Source organism: Lysobacter auxotrophicus (assembly GCF_027924565.1).
In the GTDB taxonomy this organism is placed as follows: Bacteria; Pseudomonadota; Gammaproteobacteria; order Xanthomonadales; family Xanthomonadaceae; genus Lysobacter_J; species Lysobacter_J auxotrophicus.
Genome location: NZ_AP027041.1, coordinates 3,149,626 through 3,175,131, shown reverse-complemented (window position 1 = coordinate 3,175,131; position 25,506 = coordinate 3,149,626). Strand labels below are relative to the sequence as shown.

Below are 25,506 nucleotides of genomic sequence, written 5' to 3'. Positions count from 1 at the left end.
GTCAGGCGCTCGCGGTTGGCGTGATGCGGTCCTTCACCCACGCGTAGCCGTGCTGTTCCAGCTCCAGCGCGAGTTCGGGGCCGCCGGTCTCGACGATGCGGCCATCGGCCAGCACGTGCACCACGTCAGGCTTGATGTAGTCGAGCAGGCGCTGGTAGTGGGTGATCACCAAGAACGCACGCTCCGGCGAACGCAGTGCGTTCACGCCATCGGCGACGGCCTTCAAAGCGTCGATGTCGAGGCCCGAATCGGTTTCGTCGAGGATCGCAAGCTTCGGCTCGAGCAGCGCGAGCTGGAAGATCTCGTTGCGCTTCTTTTCGCCGCCGGAGAAGCCTTCGTTGACGCCGCGGTGCAGCAGCTCGTCCTTCAGGTGCAGCACGGCGAGCTTCTCGCGCACCAGCTTGAGGAACTGCATCGAATCCAGTTCGCTCTCGCCGCGCGCCTTGCGCTGCGCATTGAGCGCCGAACGCAGGAAATAGGTGTTGTTCACGCCCGGGATCTCGACCGGGTACTGGAACGCGAGGAACACGCCAGTCGCGGCGCGCTCTTCCGGCTCAAGCGCCAGCAGGTCGCGGCCATCGAACGTCACGGTGCCGGCAGTGACTTCGTAGCCTTCGCGGCCGGCGAGCACGTTGCCGAGCGTGGACTTGCCCGCGCCGTTGGGACCCATCACCGCGTGCACCTGGCCGGGCGTGAGTTCCAGCGTGAGGCCCTTGAGGATCTCCTTGCCGGCGACGGAGACGTGGAGGTTTTCGATCTTGAGCATGGCGGCGTGATTCGTGATTCGTGATTTGTGGTTCGAAAGATGCGTCAACCGACGCTGCCTTCCAGCGACACTTCCAGCAGCTTCTTGGCTTCCACCGCGAACTCCATCGGCAGTTCGCGGAAGACGCTCTTGCAGAAGCCGTCGACGATCATCGACACGGCGTCTTCCTCGCCGATGCCGCGCGAACGGCAATAGAACAGCTGGTCCTCGCTGATCTTCGAGGTGGTCGCTTCGTGCTCGACGGTGGCGTCGGGATGCTTCACTTCGATGTACGGGAACGTGTGCGCGCCGCACTTCTTGCCGATCAGCAGGCTGTCGCACTGCGTGTGGTTGCGCGCGCCGGAGGCAGAGCCGAGCACCTTCACCAGGCCGCGGTAGGTGTTCTGGCCGTGGCCGGCGCTGATGCCCTTGCTGACGATCTTGCTCTTGGTGCGCTTGCCGACGTGGATCATCTTGGTGCCGGTGTCGGCCTGCTGGCGATGGTGCGTGAGCGCGACCGAATAGAACTCGCCGACCGAGTCGTCGCCGACCAGCACGCACGACGGATACTTCCACGTGATCGCCGAACCGGTTTCCACCTGCGTCCAGCTGATCTTGCTGCGTGCGCCGCGGCATTCGCCGCGCTTGGTCACGAAGTTGTAGATGCCGCCGCGACCTTCCTCGTCGCCCGGATACCAGTTCTGCACGGTCGAATACTTGATCTCCGCATCGTCCAGCGCGACGAGCTCGACGACCGCCGCGTGCAGCTGGTTCTCATCGCGCATCGGCGCGGTGCAGCCTTCCAGGTACGACACGTAGCTGCCTTCCTCGGCGATGATCAGCGTGCGCTCGAACTGGCCCGTGCCCATAGCGTTGATGCGGAAGTAGGTGCTCAGCTCCATCGGGCAACGCACGCCCTTGGGGATGAACACGAAGCTGCCGTCGGAAAACACCGCCGAATTCAGCGCGGCGAAGTAGTTGTCGCCGGTCGGGACCACCGTGCCGAGGTACTGCTTCACCAGCTCGGGGTGATCGTGCAGCGCTTCGGACAGCGAGCAGAAGATGATGCCCTTCTCGGCCAGTTCCTTGCGGAACGTGGTGCCGACGGATACCGAGTCGAACACCGCGTCCACGGCGACACCGGCGAGCTTCGCGCGCTCGTGCAGCGGCACGCCGAGCTTCTCGTAGGTGTCGAGCAGCTCCTGCGGGACGTCGTCGAGCGAGGCGTACTTGGCCTTCGGCGCGGAGTAATAGCTCACCGCCTGCAGGTCGATCGGCGCGATGTTGAGCTTGGCCCAGTGCGGCATCGGCATGGTGAGGAAGTGCCGGTACGCGGCCAGGCGCCAGTCGGTCATCCATGCCGGCTCGTTCTTCTTCGCCGACAGCGCGCGGATCACGTCCTCGTTGAGGCCGGGCGGCAGGGAGTCGGATTCGATGTCCGTGACGAAGCCGGCCTCGTACTTGCGGCCGAGCTGTTCATGGATCTCGCGGTTTTCGAGCGGGCGGTTTTCAAGGATTTCGGTGGCCATTGGGCTGCCTACTGTTCAAGCCAGGCGCAGGTCGATGCGCTTGGCGGGTGTTCCGGGGACGCCGTCGGGCGGCGGGACGAGCATCTGCGCGAGGGTGACCGCGCGCAGCGCCTCCACCACGACGTCGTTGATGCGGCGCCAGTTGGCGCGGACGGTGCAGGACGACTCCAGATCGCACTGACCGGTGTGGCCGCTGCATTCGGTCATCGCCAACGGCCCTTCCATGGCCTCCACGATCTCGATCAGGCCGATCTCGTCGGCGGGACGCGCCAGGCGGTAGCCGCCGTTCGCGCCGCGGAACCCTTCCACCAGCCCGGCCTGCGCCAGCGGCTTCAGGACCTTGGCGACCGTGGTGGCTTCCAGGCCCGCGCGCTCGGCCAGTTCGGAGGCGCTGAGGACGGAATCCGCGCCGTGGGCGAGGGCGGTCATGACGACCGTGGCGTAATCGGTGAGCTTGGTGACGCGGAGCATCGGGCACTGCTTGGTTGAATCCGTACCGGAATTGTACGGTTTCAAGTGCCCGGGGCCAAGGGCCCGGGTCGGGGGGATTCAGACTGGTCGCGGCGCCAGCGGCCAAGTGCGCCGGCGACGCGATCGTGCCGCCATCGGGGCGCATCTTCGGTCCCGTGACGGGCCTGCGATGGCGATGTCGCGCCGATCCGTACAGAATGGCCGCTTTCACCCAACCGGACCTCCGCATGCCGCGCAAGATCGTCGCCCGTCGTTCCGCCATCCATGGCAATGGCGTCTTCGCCGTCGCCCCGATCGCCAAGGGCGAACGCATCATCGAATACAAGGGCCGGCGCCGGACGCACGAGGAAGTCGACAACGACGTGACCGGCGATCCCGATTCGGGCCACACCTTCCTGTTCACGCTCAACGACGAATACGTCATCGACGCGAACTACGAAGGCGGCGTGGCGCGCTGGATCAACCACAGCTGCTCGCCCAACTGCGAGGCCGTGCTGGAAGAGGCCGACGGGGACGACCGCACGAAGGACCGCGTGTTCATCGAGGCGATCCGCGACATCAAGCCGGGCCAGGAGCTGTCGTACAACTACGGCATCACGCTCGAGGAAAAGCACACGGCCGAGCTGAAGAAGATCTGGGAATGCCGCTGCGGTTCGCGCAACTGCACCGGCACGCTGCTGCAGCCCAAGACGCCGAAGAAGCCGGCTTCGAAGGCGAAGAAGGCCGCCGGTTCGAAGAAGGCGGCTGGCAAGAAGGCCGCTGGCTCGAAGAAGGCCGGATCGAAGAAGACCGGCGCGAAGAAGGCCGGACGCAAGGCGGCGTAAGCCTCGCGCGGCTTTGGTAGCCCGGGTAAGCGAAGCGCACCCGGGAGCGCGGTCGCGTCTCCAACCCGGGTGCGCTTCGCTTACCCGGCTACAAACGCTGAGAAGGGAACGGGTTGCCGCCCAACGCCGGCAAGCCGCAGCGTCCCGGCGCTGCGGAAGAATCACGCAATCCCCATCCCGTACCATCGAACAATGGCGCTCCTGCCGTCGCATGGACACACTGCGTCGGCACGATCGGTGCGCACCGCGCCACGCACAGGAGCCCCCGCATGACCCAGCCCCGCGCCCTCGTCGGCCAGACCGCCCTCGTCACCGGCGCCGCCAGCGGCATCGGTCGTGAGATCGCCTTCGAACTGGCACGTGCCGGCGCGGCGGTGGTAATTGCCGACCTCAACGAGGCCGGCGCCCGGGCCGTCGCCTCGGAGATCGAAGGGCAGGGCGGCAAGGCGCTGGGTATCGCGATGGACGTCACCGACGAAGCCGCCGTCCACGCGGGTGTCGCCAAAGCGAATGAAGCCTTCGGCGGCGTGGACATCCTCGTGTCGAACGCGGGCATCCAGATCGTCAACCCGATCGACCAGTTCGCCTACGCCGACTGGAAGAAGATGCTGGCGATCCACCTCGACGGCGCGTTCCTCACCACCCGGGCCGTGCTGCCGCACATGTACGCCACCAAAGCCGACGGCACGCCGCGTGGCGGCACCGTCATCTACATGGGCTCGGTGCACTCGCACCTGGCCTCGCCGCTGAAATCGGCCTACGTGACCGCCAAGCACGGCCTGCTCGGCCTGTCGCGCACGCTGGCCAAGGAAGGCGCCAAACATGGCGTGCGCAGCCACGTCGTGTGCCCCGGCTTCGTGCGCACGCCGCTGGTGGACAAGCAGATCCCGGAGCAGGCGAAGGAACTGGGCATCAGCGAGGAGGAAGTCGTCAGCCGCGTGATGCTCGGCAACACGGTCGACGGCATCTTCACCACGGTCGAGGACGTGGCGCGCACGGTGCGCTTCCTCGCCGAGTTCCCGACTGCGGCCTTCACGGGCCAGAGCTTCGTGGTCAGCCACGGCTGGCACATGCAGTAACGACGCGCAACGCGTCGTGCGCCGCCTCGCGGGGGCGCTCCACATCGGGTTGATGCGCGGAAAACCCAAAGGGTTGCCATGACTCACGCCACTGCGTAGGGTTCGCCCGCGCCGCTTAGTCTGCGCACCGTTCGGGCACTCGGCCCGGGCCGGCACGAAGCCGAATCTGCAGCACGGAATGCCGTTGGCGCGCGATCGCGCGGCCGGCTCGCCGCGCTGGCCACATGGACCGCGAAGACCTCCGCATGCGCGCAACGCTGCTCCCGATCCTCACATTCGCCGCACTTTCCACGCCCGCCTTCGCCGTGGAGATCGACGGCCGCATCGACCCTGCCGAATGGGAGGGCGCACGCCACGTCACCGACTTCCGCAAGGTCCAGCCGTTGTCGCTCGAGCCGGCGACGCTGCCGACGCAAGCCTGGATCCTCGCCACGCCCGAAGGTTTGGCCGTCGCGTTCCGCAACGAGCAGCCGATGGACACGCGCACCCGCCAGCGCGTGCGCCGCGACTTCGAGGAGCAGGTCGACCGCGTCAACCTGATGATCGATTACGACGGCGATGCGCGCACCGGCTACAACTTCACGGTGTCCTCGACGGACGGCATCTCCGACGCGGTGATCACCAACGAGAACCAGTTCAACGACGACTGGGACGGCAACTGGCGCCACGCCGTGAGCGAGGACGACACGTCGTGGTCGGTCGAGATGCTCATCCCCTGGTACATCGCGCCGATGCGCGAGGGCAAGGACGGCGTGCGCACGGTGCGGATCTACCTCGACCGCGTGACCGGTTCCACCGGCGAGCGCGCGGCGTGGCCGGGCGCGAGCTACACGCGCCCGCGCTTTTTGTCCGACTTCGCGCCGGTGGAGATGCCGCAGTACGACCAGTCGCTGCTGGCGATCACGCCGTACGTGTCGGGCCTGTACGACAACATCAGCGGCGACAGCGATTTCGACGGCGGCGCGGACATCTTCTGGAAGCCGAACGGCCAGTTCCAGTTGTCGGCGACGATCAACCCGGATTTCGGCCAGGTCGAAAGCGACGACCTCGTGGTCAACTTCGACGCCACCGAAACCTTCATCAGCGACAAGCGCCCGTTCTTCACCGAGAACCAGGGCATCTTCGAATTCACCACGCCGTCGGACTACAGCCAGCTGCTGTATACGCGCCGCGTGGGCGGGCCGGCGGACGACGGCAACGGCGCCGGCGACATCACCGCGGCGGTGAAACTCAACGGCAGCATCGGCGCGACCAAGTACGGCGTGTTCGCCGCGGACGAAGCCGACGAAGTCGGCCGCACGTTCGGCGCGGTGCGCGTGGTGCGCGACCTCGCCAAGCAGAACCTGGGCGCGATGGTGACCTACGTCGACCGACCGTTCCTGGATCGCACCGCGACGGTGATGGGCGTGGACCACAACTGGCGCCCGACGGCGAAGCTCAGCGTGGAAACGCGCGTCATCGGCAGCCAGATCGACGAGCAGGGCCGCACCACCGACGACAACGGCGCGACCATGTGGGTCAACTACGAGATGGACCACGGCTGGCGCCAGCAGTGGCTTGCGATGCATTTCGGCAACGAGCTGGAAATCAACGATTTCGGCTACCTGCAGCGCAACAGCACCAACTACCTGAACTGGCAGGTGATGCGCCGTTTCACCGACCTGCCGAAGGAATCGCGTTACGCGATGAAGGACTGGCGCGCGCGCATCAGCGGCACGGACAGCGACCACGGCGACCGGTTGTCGCGCCAGCTGCGCATCAGCCGCGAAGGCAACCTGCGCAACGGCAGCTACGAATATGCGCAGATCAACATCAACGGCGCCGGCATCGACGACCTGCTCACGCGCGGCAATGGCATCGTCGACAAGCCCGCCAACTTCAATGCGTTCTACGAGTACGAGCGGCCGCGCAAGGGCGACTGGGCGTGGGATACGGAGGCCGAAGTGTTCTCCGGCGGCCTCGCCGGCAACGACAAGATCGGCTACAACCTGCGCGTGCAGCCGACGTACTTCATCAGCGACGCCTTCAGCGTGTACCTGGGCGGCTTCTACGAGCGCATTCCCAGCTGGCTGGTGTGGCAGCAGGACAACCTGATCGGCGAGTTCGAGGAACGCATGCTGCAGGTGGATGCCGGCCTGGACTGGACGATCACCAACAAGCAGGAGCTGCGCGTGAAGATGCAGGCGATCGGCCTGGACGCGGGCATCCAGCAGGCGTATCGCGTGCTGCCGGGCGGCGCGTCGGTCGCGTCGGAGGATCTGGTCGAAGACTTCAGCGTGCGCAACCTGGGCTTCCAGATCCGCTACCGCTACGAGTTCGCGCCGCTGTCGTACCTGTACGTCGTGTACGGGCGCGGCGGTTACCAGCAGGATCCGTTCACCGAGCGCGCCAGCGACCTGCTGCGTGACAGCCTGGACCTGCGCGACGACGAGCAGCTGCTGGTGAAGTTGAGTTACCGGTTCGAGCTTTGAGGCGGGCGTTGCGGCCACTCGCACGAAGAAGGCAGATCACCTGAAACCGTGACCCGGCGAAGGCCGGGATCCACGCAAACATGCGATCTGCATAGCGGCGCCAGCTACCGGCGCTGCTAACGAAAACAGGAAGAAACTCGGCGCTAAGGGCCAGGGTTCCGGCCTTCGCCGGAATGACGGCGAGCGATGTGCGATTCCACCCATTGCCGAGGCGTCAGGATCTCGAACCATCCTTCGCGCTTCGTTCTGCGGGCGAGCTGCAACAGCGCGTCATCGCGGCTCAGCAGCCATCGCGCGCCGCATCGCGCGGCGAGTTCCAGGAACATCTGGTCGTCCGGATCGGCGCAGCGCGGCAGGACGACATCGAGCGGTCGCGTGTCGTCGAACACATGCATGGCCGCGTCGTACTCGCGCAGCCGCTCTGCGCGGGCCGCTTCGTCCAGCCGCAGCACCGGATAGGCGAGCACGCGCTGCCATTCGGCGCGGCATTCGTCGCTTGTCGTGCCGACGACCGCGTTCGACGCCAACGCATCGCGCAACGTCGCCACCGACGGATCGCGGAACACGAACAGGTCCAGGCACACGTTGGTGTCGAGCACGATGCGCGGTGAAGCGTCACGCTCGCGCGGATCGCTCACCATGCCGTCCGCATCACGGCGACACTTCGCGAAGGTCCGCCGTGCCGATGCGCCACGCGCGCTGCTCGGCGCTGGCGCCGTCCACCACGGCGCGACGCAGGGTGTACGCGCCGACGAAGCGCTGCTGCCGGCCATCGGCGTGCGTGGCGGTCAGCGCGACGGGCACCTCGACGTAGCGCGATCCGGCTGCGGCATCGACACGACCGGGCGCCATGATCTCCACCGAAACGCCCGTCGTATCGGCGAACCCCGCGGCGAACTGCTCCGGCGTCTGGTTGCTCGAACGCCCGCCGTCGGACCACAGCGCGTACGCCTGCGCGAAGTCGCGGCGATTGATCGCGGCGTAGTAATCGCGGATGACGGCGACGGCGTCTTCGACCGAGGGTTCGTTGGTCGCGATGTCGGTGGGCAACACGGGCGGCGCATTGGGATCGACCGGCGCGGTCGTGCCCGCGAGCGGGTCGTCCGTCGGCAGCACGGGATTGCCTTCGGCGTCGAGCGCCACGGCGTCTTCGGGTTTCGGCGGGCCGACCTGGCCCGGGCCGGGTTCGTCGGGCATGCCGGTCACGCTGCCGCGCGCGCCGGCGGGGGCGGGCAGCGCCTCGGTGCCGTCTTCGGACGTGCTGCCCGGCGCGCGCGACTTGTCGCCGCCGCACGCGGACAACGCAACGGCGCAGGCCAGCAGAAGGACGTGTCGGAACTGCGGCATGTCATTGATCCAGGTGGACGACCACGTTGCCATTCTCGATGGCGGTCGTGCCGATGCGGCGTGAACCCAGGCGGTCGAGCAGGCTGTTGTCGAACCGGTAGACCGGCTCCTCGCGCGCGTACTCGGACAGCCACGAGTTGAGCAGCGCACGCGAGCTGGCATTCATCACGCCGCCGAGCGCGGGCACGTCGACCTGTTCGATGCGCGGATCGAGCAGGTGCAGCCCGCGCGTGGACGGATCGAAACGCAGCGCGCTGGTGAGCGCGAATCGCCCCGACGCCTTGCTGCTGTCGCTGCCCAGCGCGCCCAGGCCGACGTCGAAATCCAGTCGCAGGCGATTGCCGTCCTGCGGGATCGACAGGCGCGGGTTCATCAGCGTCAGCGAGACGAGTCCGCCGAGCTTGTCGTAATGCTTCGGGAAATTGCGATCCAGCGAATGCTGCAGCTGCATCGGCGTGAAGCGGACGTCGTCGCCGAGCAGCGCGCCCATCGTCGAACAGGCCGACAGCAGCGCGAACATCGCGATGGCGAAGAGGGTGGTATGGGCGATGCGAAGAGTGCGGCGCGGGATCATCTCGTGCTCCACGGGGATGCACCGGACGATACCCGCGCCGCATGAACAACACCACTCGCAGCGGTGGCGTGCGGCGATGCTAGCGATCCGGCGTCCACGTGGGGTGACGATGCGACCGGCGGTTCCGTCGCGCCGATGGACGTCAGCCGCGCTGCTGCATCGCCAGGCGCAGGCCGAGGCCGATGAAGAGCGTGCCGGTCACGCGCTGCATCCAGCGCCCGTTGCCGCCGGCGAAGCGTCGACCGAAGCGTCCGGCGGCAAAGCTCAGGAACAGGTCGTTGCAGAACCCGATCAGTGCCAGCAACGCGCCCAGCACGAAGAACTGCAGCCACACCCAGCCGCGCTCGGGATGCACGAACTGCGGAAGGAACGCGAGGAAGAACAGCGCGACCTTCGGATTGAGCACGCCGGTGACCACCGAGCGCAGGTAGACGCTGCGGCCGGACGCGCGGGGTTTCGGCGCGTCCGCATCGGCAGGCGTCGCCCCGGCGTCGCCGTTGCGCCACGCCTTGATGCCGAGCCAGACCAGATACGCCGCGCCGAGGTATTTGACGAACTCGAACGCCATCGCCGAGGTGGCCAGCAGTGCCGAAAGCCCCAGGCCCGCGGCCAGCGCGTGCAGCAGCGTCGCGGTTTCCAGGCCGAGGCCCGCCTGGATGCCGCGCTTCGTGCCGCCGGCGAAACTCTGCGCGAGGATCCATGCCGTGCCGGGCCCCGGCAGCAGCACCAGCACGACGGCCGCGGCGGTGTAGGCGAGCAGGGTGGCGGTGTCGAACAGGGGCATGGCGGAGCGTGGGGCTGCGGCGGGAGCACAGGTTACGTGGGCCGTGTCGCAGGCGGGAATGCGGCGATGCAACGGTTTGTCGTGCCAGGCGAGTGGGTCGGTCCTGCGATCCGCCAGCCGCCGTGGGCATCAGCGACCGCCCGGCAACGGCCGCGATTCAAGGAGATGCCGCATTCGCCTTCGCCTTCGCCCCACGCGCCTCGACGGGCACGGGCGGTTGTCCGCGTCGGGCGCCGGCGTAGCGCGCGTAGTCGCGATAGAGCATCTGCACCGTCGGCGTACCGTCCAGGTCGTGCGCGACCTTCCCGCCCACGCGCGGCTTGAGCACCGCGAACCAGCGATGCGCGCCGATGATGTCCGAGTCCGTCAGCGGCCGGCCCTTCGTATCGGTGGCGACCACCGACAAGGTCACCGCGTGGTTCACGTTCCCGCCGATGGCATACAGCCGGTTGTGTTGGGCATCGGTCTTCACCACCAGGTCGCAATGCAGCGCGTTCGACGGGCTGTTGCCGGAGCGGATATCGGCGATGGAGGCGAACGAACTGTCGCCGCGCGACGTGCACAGCAGGTCGCCGGCTTCGGGCGTCGCTTCGGTCAGATCGTACGCGACGAAGGCGTGGCTCGGATCCTGGCCGTCGCGCGCGCGCACTGCGGCACGCACGTAGTCGATGTGCCCGCCGCTGCGTCGGAACTGCTCGGTCGACAATCCCGCCTCGCACGCCAGCCACGATATGAACGCCGCCGACCACGGCATCGCCCAGCCGGCGCCCTCCCAGCCATAGTCGACGATGCTCTGCACGCGCATCGCTTCCTCGCTGCCGGTCGCCGCCCAGTAGCCGGCGATGGCGCCGCTCACCTCGTAGTCGTCTTCCGACAGCCCCAGGCGCGGCGCCTGGCGCAGGACGCGATCGCCGATGGAGGCGTTGCGCTGCGGCGAGATGATCTCGACCACGCCCGAGGGCTGCAGCACGCGCGGCACGATCGCCGCCGGCTCCACCGCCATGTCGAGGATGGGAAGGCCGAAATAGGCCCATTCCGCGGCGGCGAGGTCGATCATGCGCGAGCGGTAATCGCCGCCGCGCGTGGTGATCGATGGACACGAACTCATGGCGATGCGATAGCCCGCCGCTCGCGCCGGCGCATAACCGCCGTCGGGCGTGCGGCGATACAGCGGCTCGAAGCGGTTCTCGCCCACGCGCACCATCATCGGCGGCGCTTCGTCGGCACGCGAGTAGGTCACGCGCAGCGCCGGATCGGGGAACCCGGCCGGCCGCGGAAACGCCGGGATCGCGCGGCTGGCGCTGCGCGCCGTCTGCGCCCACGCCGGGAGGCTCGCGAACACCGCCAGCGTCATGCCCAAGGCGACCATCACAACGGTCGGCAGCGTGGTTCGTGTCGATCGCATGGGGGGCGCTCGTCCGTGGCGGAGCGCACAGAGTGGCCACAGGCGCGTGAAGCCGGCATCGCGTCGCACGCGTGCCGGCCGCCGACCTCAATCCTCCTCGTGCCGCGGCTTGTACGCCTCGACCAGCTTCTGCTGCACGTTCGTCGGCACCGGCTCGTAGTGGCTGAAGTCCAGCGAGTAGCGGCCGCGGCCGGCGGTGACGGACTTGAGTTCCGCCGCGTAGCCTTCCAGCTCCGACAGCGGCACCTGCGCCTTCACGACGATCTCGTTGCCGCGCACGCTGTCGGTGCCGCTGATGCGCGCGCGTTTGCTGGCCAGGCCGCCGCTTACGTCGCCCATGTGCTGCTCGGGCGCGTTGACTTCCAGCTCGACGATGGGCTCCAGCACCTGCGGGCGCGCCTTGCCGATCGCATCGAGGAAGGCCTTCTTGCCCGCGGCGACGAACGCGACTTCCTTGCTGTCCACCGGATGATGCTTGCCGTCGTAGACGATCACGCGTACGTCCTGGATCGGGTATCCGGCCAGCGCGCCGCTGCGCAGCACCTGGCGCACGCCTTTCTCCACCGCCGGCATGAACTGGCCCGGGATCGTGCCGCCCTTCACCTCGTCGACGAATTCGAACCCCGTGCCGCGCGGCAGCGGTTCGATGCGCAGGAACACCTCGCCGAACTGGCCCGCGCCCCCGGTCTGCTTCTTGTGGCGGTGGTGGCCCTCGGCCTTGCCGCTGACGGTTTCGCGATACGCGATGCGCGGCGGGCGCGAGGTCACTTCCACGCCGTAGCGTTCCTTCAATCGTTCCAGGTTGATGCGCAGGTGCAGGTCGGAGAGGCCGCGGATCACCGTCTCGTTGGTTTCGGCCTCGTGTTCGACGACGAAGCATGGATCTTCTTCCGACAGTTTGTGCAGCGCCGTGGCGAGCTTCTGTTCCTGTCCCTTGCTCGCCGCTTCCACCGCGAGGCCGAACATCGGGCGTGGGAAATCCAGCGGCGAGAGACGGATCTGGTCCTCGTCGTGACTGTCGTGCAGCACCGCGTCGAAGTGCAGCTCCTCAACCTTGGCCACCGCGGCGATGTCGCCGGGAATCGCCTGTTCGATTTCGACGTGGTCCTTGCCGCGCAGCTTGAACAGATGGCCGACCTTGAACGGTTTCTTGCCGTCGTCGACGAACAGCTGCGTGTCCTTCTTCACCGTGCCCTGGTGCACGCGGAACACGCCGAGCTTGCCGACGAAGGGATCGTTGACGATCTTGAACACGTCGGCGATGACGTGCGCCTTCGGATCGGGCGTGGCCTGGATGCGCGTGCGTTCGGGGCCCTTCTCGAACGGCGGCGCGTTGGCTTCGGCGGGATTGGGGAACCAGCGTTCGGCCACGTCCAGCAGTTCGGCGATGCCGACGCCCGTGCGCGCGGAGCAGAACAGCACCGGCACCAGGTGGCCTTCGCGCAGGCATTGCTCGAATGCGTCGTGCAATTCCTCGCCCGAAAGCCCTTCTTCGCCCACGTCGAGGTAGTGCTCCATCACCGTTTCGTTGATCTCGACGATCTGGTCGATGATCTTCTGGTGCCAGTCGGCCACGGACCCCAGGTCGCTGTCGCCCTGCGGGTTGAGCAGGCAATCGACCACGCGCTTTCCGCCTTCGGCGGGCAGGTTGAGGGGGAGGCATTCCGGGCCGAAGGTCTCGCGCAGGTCCGACAGCACGCCGTCGAGCGCGGCGCCTTCATGGTCGATCTTGTTGACGATGATGGCCCGGCACAGGTTGCGGCCGCGCGCGTACTCCATCATCCGGCGCGCGCCGTATTCCACGCCGGTGGCGGCATCGACGACGACGGCCACGGTTTCCACCGCGCCCAGCGCCGAGAGCGCGGGCCCGCGGAAATCCGGATAGCCCGGGGTGTCGATGAGGTTCACGTGCATGCCGGCGTGGTCGATGCTGGCGACGCCGGCGTCGATGGAATGCCCGCGTTGTTTCTCGATCGGATCGAAGTCGGACACGGTGTTGCCGCGTTCGATCGTGCCTGCCGTCTGGAGTGCGCCGCCGGCCTGCAGCAGGGCTTCGAAGAGCGTTGTTTTGCCGGCGCCGGGGTGGCCTGCCAGGGCCACGTTGCGGATGGATTGTGTGCTGTAGGACATGAGCGGACTTCTCCCGTGAGGGTGGGAAGGCCGTCATGGCTGTCCGGCGCTGCGCCTGCGCGAAGGGGCGCTCGGCGGGCGGTCATGGCGGGTGCCGGCGGGGCGCCGGGACCGAAAGCCTCGCGCAAGGGGGAGGGGTGGTCAAGCCGGCGCGCGGCGAACTGTGGACCCTCTACGGGTTTCACGCCGTGCGTCCCCGCCATCGCGCATGCGCGGCTAACGTCCGTCACGCTAGGCTGCACGCTCTTTCACCCCACGAAGGAGTAGCGAGATGGCGTTCAAGCGCATTGCCGAAGCGGTCTGGAACGGCGACCTGCAGGGCGGAAAGGGCGCCCTGAGCACGCCGCAGAGCGGCTTGTTCACGGACCAGAACTACTCCTTCAAGACGCGGTTCGGCGACGAGAAGGGCACCAATCCCGAGGAACTGCTGGCCGCCGCGCACGCGGGCTGCTTCTCGATGGCGCTGTCGGCCGTGATGAGCAAGGCCGGCACCCCGCCGGACACCATCCAGACCCGCGCCGAAGTGACGATGGAACCGGGCATGGACCCCGGCCCGACGATCACCGGCGTGAACCTGGTGGTCACCGCCAAGGCCCCGGGCATGGACGAGGCCACCTTCAAGCAGCACGCCGAAGCGGCCAAGGCCGGCTGCGTGATCTCGCGCGCACTGTCGGTGCCGGTGACGCTCCAGGCCACGCTGCAGGGCTGATCGGGCGGCATGGCGTCCGGTCCGAACCGCCACGCCGTGCTGGTGCATGGCGCCGGCGGCGGCGGGTGGGAATGGAACGTGTGGCGGCGCGTGCTCGCCGCCGAAGGGTTCGAGGTCGATGCGCTGGACCTGGAGCCCGGCAGCGGCGGGCTGGAATCCACCGGTTTCGACGACTACGTGGCGCAGGTGCGCGCTGCGCTGGACGCCGCGCCGCATCCCTGCGCGCTGGTCGGCGCGAGCCTCGGCGGTCTGCTCGCGATGGCCTGCGCGGACGCGGCCGACGCGCTGGTGCTGGTGAACCCCGTACCGCCCGCGCCGTGGGCCGACCGCCTGCCGCGTCGCGACTGGCCCGACCTCGTCCACTGGCGGCACGACGCCCGACTCGCCTCTACCCGGCGCGCGCTGCCCGATTCGGACGACGCCACCGCGCTGTATGCGTTCCGGCGATGGCGCGACGAATCCGGCGCCGTGCTCCGGCAGGCGCACGCCGGCCTGCTGCTGGATGCGCCCGCATGCCCGACGCTCTGCATCGCCTCGGCGCTGGACGAGGATGTCCCGCCGGAACTCACCGTCGAACTCGCGCGGGCCTGGGACGCGGACCTTGTGCGGGTCGCATCGCCGGGCCACGTGGGGCCGCTGCTCGGCCGCGATGCCGCGACCGTCGCGACGCAGGCCGCGCTCTGGCTGACCCCGCGGCTGTAGGCACGGTAAATCGCGTCGGGGGGACGGGGCGTGTGAAGGCCGGGATTCAGCACCCATTGCCCGCAGCGGCAGGACGATGCGGCCACGCCCTTCGGCGTCGGAGCCTTCCCATGATTCGCCTGATCGTCGCTTCCCTCGCGCTGGCCGCCGCCGCGAGCGGCCCGTTGCATGCGCAGTCCTACCCGCAGTACGGATCGACCAGCAGCAGCGATTACGCGCGGGTGGTCCGCGTCGATCCGGTGTTCGACCGCTACGACACCGCCGCCCCGCAGCAGCGGTGCTACGAGCGCCCGACCTACGTCGGCGGCGACGGCTACCGCAACGACGGTTACCGGAACGACGGCTACTACGGCGGCGATTCGTACGGGAGCGGATATCCCACGGGTGGTTCGCAAGCCGGGCGCACGGTCTCGACCATCGTCGGCACCATCGTCGGTGCGGCGGTCGGCAGCCAGATCGGCGGCGGCAGTGCGCGTTATGCGACCTCGGCGATCGGTTCGGTCGTGGGCGGCATGGCCGGCCGTCAGATCTACGACCAGAGCCAGAACCAGCGCGAACGCGTCGGCACGGTACGCGTCTGCGACCCCGTGTACGAAGGCGACGGCTACTACTCCTCGCGCAACGGCAGCCGCAATGCGGGCGCCTACGACGTGACGTACGAATACGCCGGGCGCACCTACACCACGCGGACGAACTACGACCCGGGCGATCGCATCCGCGTGCGGGTCAACGTCACGCCCGAGTAATCGCCGTCTTGTAGCCCGGGCAAGCGCAGCGCGCCCGGGTCCGACGCACAGACTTACGCCCAGTCGATCGTCCCGCGCACCACGTTGCACACCTGTCCGCCCGACCACACTTCGCCGTCGGCGTCGACGCGCAATTGCAGGCGCGCGTCGAAACCGACTTCGCGCCCCTGGCTCACGGTATAGCGCCCGCCCGATCCCGGCAGCGCGTCGTTGTGCCTGAGCCATGCGGCCAGCGTGGCGTTGGCGGCGCCGGAGGCGGCGTCCTCGAACCGCGCCGGCGCGCCAACGAAAGCCCGCACGACCAGGTCGTAATCGCGGCCCGCATCGGCGCGGGCGAACGCGCACAAGCCCATCGTTTCGGTGGTTTCCGCCAGTTGCGCGATGGCGTCCCAGTCCGGCGTCGCGCCGCGCAGCGCCGATTCGCTGGCGACTTCGGCCAGCCACCAGCGGCGGCCGCCGTCCATCAGGGCCGGCGGGAGCGCGCCGGGTTCCAGCGCTGCCAGCACTGCGGCAAGACGCGCATCGCCCGGTTCGGCGACCTCGACCACCCGCGCGCGCGGCGTGCGCACCGCGATGGTGCGCGTCGCGCCGTCGCCCTCCACGGACAACGGCAGCGTACCCGCGGCGCCTTCCTGCACGATTTGCCCGTCGACGAGTTCGGCCATCCCCGCATCCAGCACGACGTGCGCGGTGCCGACGCTGGGATGTCCGGCGAACGGCACCTCGCGCCGCGGGCTGAACATGCGCACGCGATACGCCGCGCCGGGTTGCGTCGGCGGGAAGACGAAGGTGGTTTCGGGCAGGCGCGTCCAGCGGGCGATGGCCTGCATGCGGGCGTCGTCCAGGCCCTGTGCGTCCAGCACGACGGCGAGCGGGTTGCCGGCGCCGGGCCGGTCGGCGAACACATCCAGTTGCAGGTAGCGGCGAAGCGTCATTCGGCGGGGGTCCGAGTGGAATATTCGACTAGAATCGCGAAGTTTACGGCGCGTCCCACGCCCTGGCAGGGCGGGCGCGCCATTCTAGTTTCCGTGGCGGCCTCGCGCCGGCATGGTTTCGGCGGCAACCACATTCCATCTGATCATCACCAGACTCCAGAACCTCATCAAAGGAACCGTTGCAGTGGCGGAAGCGAATCGCTGGGTAGTACTCAAGTTCGGCGGCACCTCGGTGTCCCGCCGGAACCGTTGGGACACCATCGGACGCCTCGCCGGAAAACGCATGTCCGAAGAGGGCGTCCGCGTGCTGGTGGTGGTTTCGGCGCTGTCGGGCGTTACCAACGAGCTGCAGGCGATCTCCAACGGCGATGACGTCGACGCACGCATCGCCGCGCTGGTCGAACGCCATCGCGCGTTCTGCAGCGAACTCGACCTGGATCCGGACACCGTGCTTGGCCAGCGCCTCGCGGCATTGCAGGCGCTGGGTACGGACCCGCGCGCGGCGCAGCGTCCGCTCGAGTGGCAGGCCGAAGTGCTCGCGCAGGGCGAACTGCTGTCGTCCACGCTCGGTGCGGCGTACCTGCGTTCGCAGGGGCTGGATTTCGGCTGGTGCGATGCGCGCGACTGGCTCGATGCCGTGTCCTTGCCCAACGCCAGCGCGTGGTCGCAGCGGTTGTCGGTGAATTGCAGGCTCGACGGCGACGGTTTCGGCGAACGCTTCTCCGCGCAGCCGACCCGCGCGCTGATCACGCAGGGCTTTATCTCGCGCCACGGCGACGGCGGCACGGCGATCCTCGGCCGCGGCGGTTCGGACACCTCGGCGGCGTATTTCGGCGCGTTGCTGAAGGCGCAGCGCGTGGAAATCTGGACCGATGTGCCCGGCATGTTCAGCGCCAATCCGCGCGACGTGCCCGAAGCGCGCCTGCTCACGCGCCTGCATTACGCCGAAGCGCAGGAAATCGCCACCACCGGCGCGAAGGTGCTGCATCCGCGTTCGATCGCGCCGTGCCGCGATGCCGGCGTGCCGATGGCGATCCTAGACACCGAACGCGCGGAACTGCCCGGCACGCGCATCGACGCGACCGCCGCGACGGTGCCCGGCGTGAAGGCGATCAGCCGTCGCAACGGCATCGTGCTGGTGTCGATGGAAAGCATCGGCATGTGGCAGCAGGTCGGCTTCCTTGCCGACGTGTTCGAACGCTTCAAGCGCCACGGGTTGTCGATCGACCTGATCGGTTCGTCGGAAACCAACGTCACCGTCTCGCTCGATCCCAGCGAGAACCTGGTCACGACCAACGTGCTGGAAGCGCTCAGCGCGGATCTCGCGGAAATCTGCCGCGTGAAGGTCATCGCGCCGTGCGCGGCGATCACGCTGGTCGGGCGCGGCATGCGTTCGCTGCTGCATCGCCTGAGCGACATCTGGGCGACGTTCGGCCGCCAGCACGTGCACCTGATCTCGCAATCGTCCAACGACCTCAACCTCACCTTCGTTATCGACGAAGCCGATGCCGAAGGCCTGCTGCCGCACCTGCACGCCGAACTCATCCGTTCGCGCGCGATGCCGGTGCGCGATGCGACGGTGTTCGGGCCGAGCTGGCGCGAGATCGCCTTCGGCGCGCCGCAGCGCGCGCCGGCGTGGTGGCGCGGTCGTCGCGATGAACTGCTTTCGCTCGCCGGCAAAGGCACGCCGCGCTACGTCTACGACCTGGCGACGGTGCGCGATCGCGCGCGTTCGCTCAGCGCGACCAATGCGGTGGATCGCTGCTTCTATGCGATCAAGGCCAATCCGAATGCGGACATCCTGCGCACGCTGGTCGGCGAAGGCTTCGGGCTGGAATGCGTGTCGCAGGGCGAATTCGACCACGTCTTCGCGACGCTGCCGCACATCGCGCCGAGCCGCGTGCTGTTCACGCCGAGCTTCGCGCCGCGTCGCGAATACGAGGCGGCGTTCGAGCGCGGCATCATCGTCACGCTCGACAACATCGAAGCGCTGCAGCGCTGGCCCGAGGTGTTCCGCAACCGCACGATCTGGCTGCGCATCGACCTCGGCCACGGCGAAGGCCATCACGAGAAGGTCAAGACCGGTGGCGTCGCGGCGAAGTTCGGCCTGCCGATGACGCGCTTCGATGCGTTCGTCGAAGAGGCGCGCAAGCTTGGCATTCGCATCAGCGGCCTGCACGCGCACCTGGGCAGCGGCATCGAGGATCCGCAGCACTGGCGTGGCGTGTACGCGCACCTCGCCGGGCTGGCGGACGGCATCGGCACGATCGAGACCATCGACATCGGCGGCGGATTGCCGATCCCGTACACGCCGGAAGCGCCGCAGTTCGACCTGCCGCTGTGGCGCGCGGGGCTGGAGGAAATCAAGGCGGCGTATCCGCGCTACGGTCTGGTGATCGAGCCGGGTCGTTACCTCGTCGCCGAAAGCGGCGCGCTGCTGCTGACGGCGACGCAGGTCGTCGAAAAGGACGGCGTGCGCCGCGTCGGCTGCGATGCCGGCATGAACGCGCTGATGCGTCCGGCGATGTACGAGGCCTACCACAGCATCTTCAACCTGGGCCGCGACGAGGCGAACGGCACGGCGGTGTTCGAAGTGGTCGGTCCGGTCTGCGAAAGCAGCGACGTGATCGGCCGCGGTCGCACGCTGCCCGCCGACACCGCCGAAGGCGACGTGATCCTCGTTGCCGACGCCGGCGCCTACGGCATGGCGATGGCCAACACCTACAACCTGCGGGCCCTTCCGGCCGAGGAAGCAATCGAATGAGTGAGTGGAAATTCAACCGCGACGCGATCCGCGCGTTCCGTTTCGTGCGTTGCGGATTCGACGCGGACACGGGCGTCGCGCAGCTGGTGTACGCCTTCGACGACGGCCCGGAGATGATCGAGACGATCACCGTGCCGGGTGCGCCGTTCGTGCTCGACGTGCAGCGCACGCAGGCTGCCGAGCGCGCGCTGCGCCTGCTGCACCTGATCGCCGGCGTGAGCTATTACAAGGCGGCGGTGCCGTCGGAAATCCGCATCGATTCCTACGCGATCGACGGGGACACCGCGGCGCTGATGGAGCTGATCTACGTCAACGGCCTGGGCGAATTCGCCTATCGCAATGGCTTGAACCTGCACGGGAAGATCAACTTCCCGGTGACGCAGCAGGCGGGCACGAAGGCGCCGAAGCTCGGCCTGCGCGAACACGCGCTCGTCGCCATCGGCGGCGGCAAGGATTCGCTGGTCAGCATCGAAGCGCTGCGCGCGCTGGGCGTCGAACAGACGGTCACGTGGATCGGCGGCTCGCAGCTGATCCGCGCCTGTGCCGAACGCACGGGCCTGCCGACGCTGAACCTCGGCCGCGCGCTCGCGCCGCAGCTGTTCGACTACAACCGCGAAGGCGCGTGGAACGGGCACATTCCGGTCACGGTGCTGAACTCGGCGATCATGGTCTTCGCCGCGGTGCTGCTGGGCGTGGACCAGGTGGTGTTCTCGAACGAACGCTCCGCCAGCTACGGCAGCGTGATCGAAGGCACGGGCGAGGTGAACCACCAGTGGTCGAAGGGCTGGGCGTGCGAGCGCGCGTTCGGCGAGTACGTGCAGCGCGAGGTCGCCGCGGACCTGCATTACTACTCGCTGTTGCGTCCGCTGAGCGAACTCGCGGTCGCGCGCCAGTTCGCGAAGACCGACCGCTACGACGCGCACTTCAGCAGCTGCAACCGCAACTTCCACATCCTCGGCGAGCGCCCGGCGAGCCGCTGGTGCGGCGTGTGCCCGAAGTGCCATTTCGTGTTCCTCGCGCTCGCGCCGTTCATGCCGAAGCCGCGCCTGATGGGGATTTTCGGCCGCAACCTGCTCGACGACCCGGCGCAGATCCCCGGCTTCGACGCGCTGCTGGAATACCAGAACCACAAGCCGTTCGAATGCGTCGGCGAAGGCCGCGAATCCCGCGCCGCGATGTCCGCATTGGCCGATCGGCCGGAGTGGCGCGAGGACGCGCTGGTTGACCGCTTCGCGCACGAGATCCGTCCGCAGCTGGATGCTGGCGAACTCGCGATCGAGCCGCTGCTCGTCATCGACGACGATCACCGCATCCCGGCCGCCTTGTGGGAACGCCTGCGTGCGCAGTTCGCCGCCTGACATCGCCTCGCTCGACGGCCGCAAGGTCGCGCTCTGGGGCTGGGGCCGCGAAGGCCGAGCGGCGTATCGCGCGATCCGCGCTCGACTGCCGGAGTTGGCGTTGACGTTGTTCTGCTCGACGGCGGAAGCCGCGGAAGCGATGGCGCTCGGCGATGCGAACCTGTCCGCTGAAACGGACGCCTCCGCATCGCGCCTGTCGGCGTTCGACGTGGTGGTGAAATCGCCCGGCATCAGCCCGTACAAGCCCGAGGCCGTTGCCGCCGCGCAGGCCGGCACGCGTTTCATCGGCGGCACGACGCTGTGGTTCGCCGAACATGCGGGCCGCGACGGCGTCGCCGCGGACACGATCTGCGTCACCGGCACGAAGGGAAAGAGCACGACGACGGCGCTGCTCGCGCACCTGCTACGCGCTGGCGGCCACGTCACCGCGCTCGCGGGCAACATCGGGTTGCCGCTGCTGGAAGCGCTGGAGCCGGACATCGCGCCGGAGCTCTGGGCGATCGAGCTGTCGAGCTACCAGACCGGCGACGTCGCGGAGAGCGGTGTACGACCGCAGGTGGCGATCGCGCTGAACCTCTTCCCCGAGCACCTGGACTGGCACGGCTCGCACGAGCGCTACGTCGCGGACAAGCTCCGCCTGATCACGCAGGCCCGGCCGCGCATTGCCGTGCTCAACGCGAACGATCCGCGACTGGCGCAACTGGGCGCTTCGCTCACCGGCAGCGAGGTGCGCTGGTTCGGTCGCGCCGACGGGTGGCATCTGCGCGAGGACGATCTGTACCGCGGCGATGCGTTCGTCATGGATACGCGCGCGCTGCCGCTGCCGGGGCGCCACAACCGCGGCAACCTGTGCGCGGTGCTGACGGCGATCGAAGCACTTGGGCTGGATGCGGTGCCGCTTGCGCCGCACGCCGCGAGCTTCCGCCCGCTGCCGCATCGGCTGCAGACGATCGGTACGCGGGACGGCATCACCTACGTCAACGATTCGATCAGCACCACGCCGCACGCGAGCCTCGCGGCATTGGAGTGTTTCGCCTCGCGACGTGTCGCGATCCTGATCGGTGGACACGATCGTGGCCTGCCGTGGGAAGACTTCGCCGAGGCGATGCGGACACGTGCGCCGCGGTCGATCGTGACGATGGGGCAGAACGGGCCGCGCATCCACGCGCTGCTCGAACCGCTCGCCGCGCAGATGGGCTTCGTACTGGGTGAGGCGAGCGATCTGGCCGATGCGATGGCGCAGGCGAAATCGGCATTGGGCGGGGAGGGCGTGGTGCTGCTGTCGCCCGGTGCGCCGAGCTTCGGCCTGTATCGCGATTACGTGGCGCGCGGGCGCCACTTCGCCGAGCTGGCGGGGTTCGATCCGGAGAGGATCAGCACGATTCCGGGACTCGGCGTCGCCTGACTCCCGAGGGTCGGTGGATCGCGATCAGTGATCGCGGCTCACCGCATAGCGCGCCAGCCCACGCAGCGCGAGCGTGTAGTCGTTCTCGTCGAGGCCATCGAGCGCGCGTTCGGCTTCGCGTGCGTATTCCTGCGCGCGGCGGCGGCTGTAGTCGAGGCCGCCGGTGGCGTGGATCGCGGCCAGCACCTGCGGCATCGCAGCGGTATCGCCTTGCTCCACCGCGTTGCGTAGTACGTCGCGCGTGGCGGCGTCGCTGTGCGCGATGGCGTGGATCAGCGGCAGCGTCGCCTTGCCTTCGGCGAGGTCGTCGCCGAGGTTCTTGCCCAGCGTCGCCGCATCGGATGCGTAATCGAGCACGTCGTCGGCGATCTGGAACGCGTAACCCAGGTTCATGCCATAGTCGTGCAGCGCGTCGCACGTGGTCTCGTCCGCGTCGGCCAGCAGCGCGCCCAGGCGCGTCGCGGCGGCGAAGAGCACCGCGGTCTTGCGCTCGATCACCCGCAGGTAGGCGGCCTCGTCCGTGTCGGGGTTGCGCACGTGCAGCAGCTGCAGCACTTCGCCTTCGGCGATGCGGTTGGTCGTGTCGGCCAGGATCTGCATCACCGCCATGCGTTCCAGTTCGACCATCAGCTGGAAGCTGCGCGAATACAGGAAGTCGCCGACCAGCACGCTCGCCGCGTTGCCCCATACCGCGTTGGCCGTCTTGCGGCCGCGGCGCAGGTCCGATTCATCGACGACGTCGTCGTGCAGCAGCGTCGCGGTATGGATGAACTCCACGACGGCGGCGAGCTGGTGCGCGTCCTCGCCGATGCCACGGCCCTGTCGTCCGCCCAGCGCCCCGTTGGCGAGCAGCAGCAACATCGGCCGCAAACGCTTGCCGCCGGCGCCGACGATGTACTCGGCGACCTGGTTGATCAGCACCACGTCCGATGCGAGCCGGCGCCGGATCAGCGCGTCCACCGCCGCCATGTCCTGACGGGCCAGGGCCTGGATGGTGGCCAGGTCGGGGACGGCCGGGGTCGTCGTCGGGCTGGGTTGCATGGGCGAGCCGCGAAGGAAGGGCTCTGGATTATACGAGGGCGCGTCCGCGGCGCGGATTTTTCGGACAGTTCCGATGTACGTCGCCCGGTGGTGCGCACCAACCTGTGGTTTCGACTCCCGCATCGCAGTCACCCACCGGAACATCCCATGAGTACACGACAGAACGCCGCCGCAGACGCCGCGATATCGCCCGTCGCCGTCCCCCAATTCCCGGGTTTGCGCCATGTGGACGTGATCGAACGCAACCTTCGCCGGCTTGGCGGCTCGCGGCGCGAGGCGCTGCTCGACGCGGTGGCGCAGACGCTCGACCGTTACCTCGCCGGCACGACGCAGCGTATTGGCACCGCCTGCCTCGACCTGGACGCGGAGCTCGACGAAGTGCTCCGGCGCCTCGGGCCGGCACGCGCGATGGCCAGCGACGGAGCGGCCGCCTGATGGCCGGTCGTACGGTCCGGCGCAAGCCGAAGGAACGCATCCTCGTGGGCGAGGCGCTGGCCGTGCCGCCGGGCGCGCACGAGGACCCGGCGTCGTTCGAACTGCTCAGGCTCTGGGCGATCGACCGCAGCCTGGAGATGAGCGTGTATTCGCGCATCGAGGGCGAGCCGTCGGATTTCGGGATCCTCCTCGCCGACCTGTTCAGCCACGCCTGCGGACGGTACGCCCAAGGCACGGGACAGGCGGAATCCGACATCCGCGCCAGCATGTTCCTGGCCTTCGCTTGCCGTTTGGGCGACTTGCGGCGCATGTGATTTCCGACGCCCGCGCGGCCGGATCGCCCCCGGCGGCGGACGACGGGCGGCTGTTATGATGCTTCCCCTGCCGGCGCGGCCGCCTCGCGCGTCGCGCCCGGCCTCCAGACGAAACAACATAAGAGGGGAAGGCACTCCCATGGCACGCGGCATCAACAAGGTGATCCTGGTCGGCAATCTTGGCGACGATCCCGAAACCAAGTACACCCAGGGCGGCATGGCCGTGACCAAGGCCCGCCTGGCGACGACGAGCGTGCGCAAGGACCGCGACGGCAACACCCAGGAGCGCACCGAGTGGCACCGAGTGACCTTCTTCGGCAAGCTTGGCGAGATCGCCGGCGAGTACCTGCGCAAGGGCAGCCAGGTATACGTCGAAGGCTCGATCCGCTACGACAAGTACACCGGCCAGGACGGCGTGGAGCGCTACTCCACCGACATCATCGCCGACGAGATGCAGATGCTCGGCGGCCGTCCGGGCGAGGGCGGCGGCAGCCGCAGCGAATACCGCGGCGGTGGCGGCGGCGAGCGTTCGTCGCGTGCGCCGGCGCGCCAGGAATCCGCACCGCGTCGTGAGGCGCCTCCGGCCAAGTCGAGCAGCTTCAACGACGATTTCGCGGACGACGATATTCCGTTCTGAGCCATACCGGCTTTCGGCGCTTCGAGAATCGACAAGGAGTTCCAGTGGCGACGTGGCTTGTCACGGGAGGCGCCGGTTTCATCGGTGGCAACTTCGTGCTGGATGCGGTCCAGCGCAACATCAAGGTCGTCAACCTCGACGCGCTCACGTATGCGGGCAACGTCGACACGCTCGCGTCGCTCGAGAACGACCCCAGACACGTCTTCGTCCATGGCGACATCGGCGATGGTGACCTGGTCGAAGGCCTTCTGCGCGAGCACCGCCCCGACGCGGTGATCAATTTCGCGGCCGAAAGCCACGTGGACCGGTCGATCGATGGACCGGCCGCATTCGTCCAGACGAACGTGGTGGGCACCCTGGCGCTGCTCGAAAAGACGCGCGACTACTGGAAGTCGCTGGACGCCGCCGGTCGCGATGCGTTCCGCTTCCTCCATGTGTCCACCGACGAGGTCTACGGGACGCTCGGCGAAACCGGCAAGTTCACCGAGGAAACTCCGTACGCGCCGAATTCGCCGTACTCGGCCTCCAAGGCGGCGTCGGACCACCTCGTCCGTGCGTTCCACCACACGTACGGCCTCCCGGTGCTGACCACCAACTGCTCGAACAATTACGGGCAGTACCAGTTCCCGGAAAAGCTGATCCCGCTGATCATCGCGCGAGCGTTGGCTGGCGAGCCGCTGCCGGTGTACGGCGACGGACGCAACGTGCGCGACTGGCTCTACGTGGGCGATCACTGCGCCGCGATCCGGCGCGTGCTCGAAGCCGGACGCGTAGGCGAGACCTACAACGTCGGCGGCGATGCGGAACGGCAGAACCTGGAAGTCGTCACGGCGATCTGTCGCCTGCTCGACGCGCGTCAGCCGCTCGTCGACGGACGCGCGCGCGAATCGTTGATCACCTTCGTCGCCGATCGACCCGGCCACGATCGCCGTTATGCGATCGATGCGTCCAAGCTCAAGCGCGAGCTGGGGTGGGCGCCGACGGTCACGTTCGAAGAAGGCATCGCGATCACTGTCGACTGGTACCTCCGGAACCAGGCCTGGGTGCAGCGGGTGCTTGACGGCAGTTATCGGCTAGAACGCATCGGACAGGGTTGAGCAC

General features: G+C 68.2%; 23 protein-coding genes and 1 pseudogene. 13 read left to right on the top strand and 11 right to left on the bottom strand.

Annotated features, from left to right (window positions below; all coding sequences use genetic code 11):
• Position 1: 1 nt before the first annotated feature.
• From sufC to LA521A_RS14420, 3 genes are read right to left on the bottom strand one after another with little or no spacing between them, the layout of a single operon-like run.
• Positions 2 to 766 carry a Fe-S cluster assembly ATPase SufC gene (gene sufC / locus LA521A_RS14430; RefSeq protein WP_281779562.1) on the bottom strand — a complete coding sequence of 255 codons (765 nt, stop codon included), beginning with the start codon at positions 764 to 766 and terminating at the stop codon, positions 2 to 4.
• Between the two features lie 44 nt (positions 767 to 810).
• Complete coding sequence (sufB, locus tag LA521A_RS14425) at positions 811 to 2,274, bottom strand: Fe-S cluster assembly protein SufB (protein WP_281779561.1); 1,464 nt, start codon at positions 2,272 to 2,274, stop codon at positions 811 to 813.
• Positions 2,275 to 2,289: 15 nt separating this feature from the next.
• Positions 2,290 to 2,745, bottom strand: coding sequence for an SUF system Fe-S cluster assembly regulator (locus tag LA521A_RS14420; protein WP_281779560.1), 456 nt, complete (start codon positions 2,743 to 2,745; stop codon positions 2,290 to 2,292).
• A 227-nt stretch (positions 2,746 to 2,972) separates the two neighbouring features.
• Between LA521A_RS14420 and LA521A_RS14415 the strand changes: the two are divergent.
• The 3 genes and pseudogenes from LA521A_RS14415 to LA521A_RS14405 all read left to right on the top strand — a co-directional run.
• A pseudogene (locus LA521A_RS14415) lies at positions 2,973 to 3,434 on the top strand (SET domain-containing protein); the annotation flags it as partial.
• 404 nt (positions 3,435 to 3,838) lie between these two features.
• Positions 3,839 to 4,648, top strand: a complete 810-nt coding sequence (locus LA521A_RS14410; RefSeq protein ID WP_281779559.1) for a 3-hydroxybutyrate dehydrogenase — start codon at positions 3,839 to 3,841, stop codon at positions 4,646 to 4,648.
• A gap of 245 nt (positions 4,649 to 4,893) precedes the next feature.
• Positions 4,894 to 7,119 (top strand): DUF5916 domain-containing protein, encoded by a 2,226-nt coding sequence (locus LA521A_RS14405; RefSeq protein ID WP_281779558.1) that lies wholly within the window; start codon positions 4,894 to 4,896, stop codon positions 7,117 to 7,119.
• Positions 7,120 to 7,262: 143 nt separating this feature from the next.
• Here LA521A_RS14405 and LA521A_RS14400 read toward each other — a convergent pair whose 3' ends face one another.
• The 6 genes from LA521A_RS14400 to fusA form a co-directional block, all read right to left on the bottom strand.
• Positions 7,263 to 7,760 (bottom strand): putative toxin-antitoxin system toxin component, PIN family, encoded by a 498-nt coding sequence (locus LA521A_RS14400; RefSeq protein WP_281779557.1) that lies wholly within the window; start codon positions 7,758 to 7,760, stop codon positions 7,263 to 7,265.
• Positions 7,761 to 7,770: 10 nt separating this feature from the next.
• On the bottom strand, positions 7,771 to 8,466 hold the full coding sequence (locus LA521A_RS14395) for a hypothetical protein (protein ID WP_281779556.1): 696 nt from the start codon (positions 8,464 to 8,466) through the stop codon (positions 7,771 to 7,773).
• A 1-nt stretch (position 8,467) separates the two neighbouring features.
• On the bottom strand, positions 8,468 to 9,040 hold the full coding sequence (locus tag LA521A_RS14390; protein WP_281779555.1) for a YceB family lipoprotein: 573 nt from the start codon (positions 9,038 to 9,040) through the stop codon (positions 8,468 to 8,470).
• Between the two features lie 142 nt (positions 9,041 to 9,182).
• Entirely contained in the window at positions 9,183 to 9,824 is a 642-nt protein-coding gene (locus tag LA521A_RS14385; protein ID WP_281779554.1) for a LysE family translocator, read from the bottom strand.
• 157 nt (positions 9,825 to 9,981) lie between these two features.
• Complete coding sequence (locus LA521A_RS14380) at positions 9,982 to 11,229, bottom strand: DUF2272 domain-containing protein (protein ID WP_281779553.1); 1,248 nt, start codon at positions 11,227 to 11,229, stop codon at positions 9,982 to 9,984.
• A gap of 87 nt (positions 11,230 to 11,316) precedes the next feature.
• Positions 11,317 to 13,359 (bottom strand): elongation factor G, encoded by a 2,043-nt coding sequence (gene fusA / locus LA521A_RS14375; protein WP_281779552.1) that lies wholly within the window; start codon positions 13,357 to 13,359, stop codon positions 11,317 to 11,319.
• Between the two features lie 271 nt (positions 13,360 to 13,630).
• Between fusA and LA521A_RS14370 the strand changes: the two genes are divergently transcribed.
• From LA521A_RS14370 to LA521A_RS14360, 3 genes are all read left to right on the top strand, one after another.
• The gene (locus tag LA521A_RS14370) at positions 13,631 to 14,068 is read left to right on the top strand and encodes an OsmC family protein (protein WP_281779551.1); all 438 of its coding nucleotides are present in this window, start codon (positions 13,631 to 13,633) and stop codon (positions 14,066 to 14,068) included.
• A 9-nt stretch (positions 14,069 to 14,077) separates the two neighbouring features.
• On the top strand, positions 14,078 to 14,770 hold the full coding sequence (locus tag LA521A_RS14365; RefSeq protein WP_281779550.1) for an alpha/beta fold hydrolase: 693 nt from the start codon (positions 14,078 to 14,080) through the stop codon (positions 14,768 to 14,770).
• A gap of 110 nt (positions 14,771 to 14,880) precedes the next feature.
• Positions 14,881 to 15,516: a glycine zipper 2TM domain-containing protein gene (locus tag LA521A_RS14360; protein WP_281779549.1), complete on the top strand. Its 636-nt coding sequence runs from the start codon at positions 14,881 to 14,883 to the stop codon at positions 15,514 to 15,516.
• A 53-nt stretch (positions 15,517 to 15,569) separates the two neighbouring features.
• Here LA521A_RS14360 and LA521A_RS14355 read toward each other — a convergent pair whose 3' ends face one another.
• Positions 15,570 to 16,451, bottom strand: a complete 882-nt coding sequence (locus tag LA521A_RS14355; protein WP_281779548.1) for a PhzF family protein — start codon at positions 16,449 to 16,451, stop codon at positions 15,570 to 15,572.
• A gap of 184 nt (positions 16,452 to 16,635) precedes the next feature.
• On the opposite strand from LA521A_RS14355, the gene LA521A_RS14350 reads away from it, so the two are divergent.
• Genes LA521A_RS14350 through murD form a run of 3 tightly spaced genes read left to right on the top strand, consistent with a single transcriptional unit; the run spans position 16,636 to position 21,978 of the window.
• The gene (locus tag LA521A_RS14350) at positions 16,636 to 19,215 is read left to right on the top strand and encodes a bifunctional aspartate kinase/diaminopimelate decarboxylase (protein WP_281782106.1); all 2,580 of its coding nucleotides are present in this window, start codon (positions 16,636 to 16,638) and stop codon (positions 19,213 to 19,215) included.
• Positions 19,212 to 20,573 (top strand): UDP-N-acetyl-alpha-D-muramoyl-L-alanyl-L-glutamate epimerase, encoded by a 1,362-nt coding sequence (gene murL, locus LA521A_RS14345; RefSeq protein ID WP_281779547.1) that lies wholly within the window; start codon positions 19,212 to 19,214, stop codon positions 20,571 to 20,573. Before LA521A_RS14350 ends, murL begins: the two co-directional genes overlap by 4 nt.
• On the top strand, positions 20,554 to 21,978 hold the full coding sequence (murD, locus tag LA521A_RS14340) for a UDP-N-acetylmuramoyl-L-alanine--D-glutamate ligase (protein ID WP_281779546.1): 1,425 nt from the start codon (positions 20,554 to 20,556) through the stop codon (positions 21,976 to 21,978). Before murL ends, murD begins: the two co-directional genes overlap by 20 nt.
• A gap of 24 nt (positions 21,979 to 22,002) precedes the next feature.
• Here the strand turns inward: murD and LA521A_RS14335 are convergent, their stop codons facing one another.
• Positions 22,003 to 23,019 (bottom strand): polyprenyl synthetase family protein, encoded by a 1,017-nt coding sequence (locus LA521A_RS14335; protein ID WP_281779545.1) that lies wholly within the window; start codon positions 23,017 to 23,019, stop codon positions 22,003 to 22,005.
• A gap of 147 nt (positions 23,020 to 23,166) precedes the next feature.
• Between LA521A_RS14335 and LA521A_RS14330 the strand changes: the two genes are divergently transcribed.
• The 4 genes from LA521A_RS14330 to rfbB all read left to right on the top strand — a co-directional run bounded on the left by LA521A_RS14330 (position 23,167) and on the right by rfbB (position 25,502).
• Positions 23,167 to 23,454, top strand: coding sequence for a hypothetical protein (locus LA521A_RS14330; protein WP_281779544.1), 288 nt, complete (start codon positions 23,167 to 23,169; stop codon positions 23,452 to 23,454).
• A complete protein-coding gene (locus tag LA521A_RS14325; protein ID WP_281779543.1) occupies positions 23,454 to 23,768 on the top strand; it encodes a DUF5076 domain-containing protein in 315 nt (104 codons plus the stop codon). The genes LA521A_RS14330 and LA521A_RS14325 overlap by 1 nt, the downstream gene beginning before the upstream one ends.
• Before the next feature lie 139 nt (positions 23,769 to 23,907).
• Positions 23,908 to 24,405: a single-stranded DNA-binding protein gene (ssb, locus tag LA521A_RS14320; RefSeq protein WP_281779542.1), complete on the top strand. Its 498-nt coding sequence runs from the start codon at positions 23,908 to 23,910 to the stop codon at positions 24,403 to 24,405.
• A gap of 44 nt (positions 24,406 to 24,449) precedes the next feature.
• On the top strand, positions 24,450 to 25,502 hold the full coding sequence (gene rfbB, locus LA521A_RS14315) for a dTDP-glucose 4,6-dehydratase (protein WP_281779541.1): 1,053 nt from the start codon (positions 24,450 to 24,452) through the stop codon (positions 25,500 to 25,502).
• Positions 25,503 to 25,506: the final 4 nt, after the last annotated feature.

What these genes read in the sequence shown, in the direction of transcription:
- sufC (WP_281779562.1), bottom strand. Translation starts at nt 766, where the DNA reads ATGCTCAAGATCGAAAACCTCCACGTCTCCGTCGCCGGCAAGGAGATC.
- sufB (WP_281779561.1), bottom strand. Translation starts at nt 2,274, where the DNA reads ATGGCCACCGAAATCCTTGAAAACCGCCCGCTCGAAAACCGCGAGATC.
- LA521A_RS14420 (WP_281779560.1), bottom strand. Translation starts at nt 2,745, where the DNA reads ATGCTCCGCGTCACCAAGCTCACCGATTACGCCACGGTCGTCATGACC.
- LA521A_RS14410 (WP_281779559.1), top strand. Translation starts at nt 3,839, where the DNA reads ATGACCCAGCCCCGCGCCCTCGTCGGCCAGACCGCCCTCGTCACCGGC.
- LA521A_RS14405 (WP_281779558.1), top strand. Translation starts at nt 4,894, where the DNA reads ATGCGCGCAACGCTGCTCCCGATCCTCACATTCGCCGCACTTTCCACG.
- LA521A_RS14400 (WP_281779557.1), bottom strand. Translation starts at nt 7,760, where the DNA reads ATGGTGAGCGATCCGCGCGAGCGTGACGCTTCACCGCGCATCGTGCTC.
- LA521A_RS14395 (WP_281779556.1), bottom strand. Translation starts at nt 8,466, where the DNA reads ATGCCGCAGTTCCGACACGTCCTTCTGCTGGCCTGCGCCGTTGCGTTG.
- LA521A_RS14390 (WP_281779555.1), bottom strand. Translation starts at nt 9,040, where the DNA reads ATGATCCCGCGCCGCACTCTTCGCATCGCCCATACCACCCTCTTCGCC.
- LA521A_RS14385 (WP_281779554.1), bottom strand. Translation starts at nt 9,824, where the DNA reads ATGCCCCTGTTCGACACCGCCACCCTGCTCGCCTACACCGCCGCGGCC.
- LA521A_RS14380 (WP_281779553.1), bottom strand. Translation starts at nt 11,229, where the DNA reads ATGCGATCGACACGAACCACGCTGCCGACCGTTGTGATGGTCGCCTTG.
- fusA (WP_281779552.1), bottom strand. Translation starts at nt 13,359, where the DNA reads ATGTCCTACAGCACACAATCCATCCGCAACGTGGCCCTGGCAGGCCAC.
- LA521A_RS14370 (WP_281779551.1), top strand. Translation starts at nt 13,631, where the DNA reads ATGGCGTTCAAGCGCATTGCCGAAGCGGTCTGGAACGGCGACCTGCAG.
- LA521A_RS14365 (WP_281779550.1), top strand. Translation starts at nt 14,078, where the DNA reads ATGGCGTCCGGTCCGAACCGCCACGCCGTGCTGGTGCATGGCGCCGGC.
- LA521A_RS14360 (WP_281779549.1), top strand. Translation starts at nt 14,881, where the DNA reads ATGATTCGCCTGATCGTCGCTTCCCTCGCGCTGGCCGCCGCCGCGAGC.
- LA521A_RS14355 (WP_281779548.1), bottom strand. Translation starts at nt 16,451, where the DNA reads ATGACGCTTCGCCGCTACCTGCAACTGGATGTGTTCGCCGACCGGCCC.
- murL (WP_281779547.1), top strand. Translation starts at nt 19,212, where the DNA reads ATGAGTGAGTGGAAATTCAACCGCGACGCGATCCGCGCGTTCCGTTTC.
- LA521A_RS14335 (WP_281779545.1), bottom strand. Translation starts at nt 23,019, where the DNA reads ATGCAACCCAGCCCGACGACGACCCCGGCCGTCCCCGACCTGGCCACC.
- LA521A_RS14330 (WP_281779544.1), top strand. Translation starts at nt 23,167, where the DNA reads ATGAGTACACGACAGAACGCCGCCGCAGACGCCGCGATATCGCCCGTC.
- LA521A_RS14325 (WP_281779543.1), top strand. Translation starts at nt 23,454, where the DNA reads ATGGCCGGTCGTACGGTCCGGCGCAAGCCGAAGGAACGCATCCTCGTG.
- ssb (WP_281779542.1), top strand. Translation starts at nt 23,908, where the DNA reads ATGGCACGCGGCATCAACAAGGTGATCCTGGTCGGCAATCTTGGCGAC.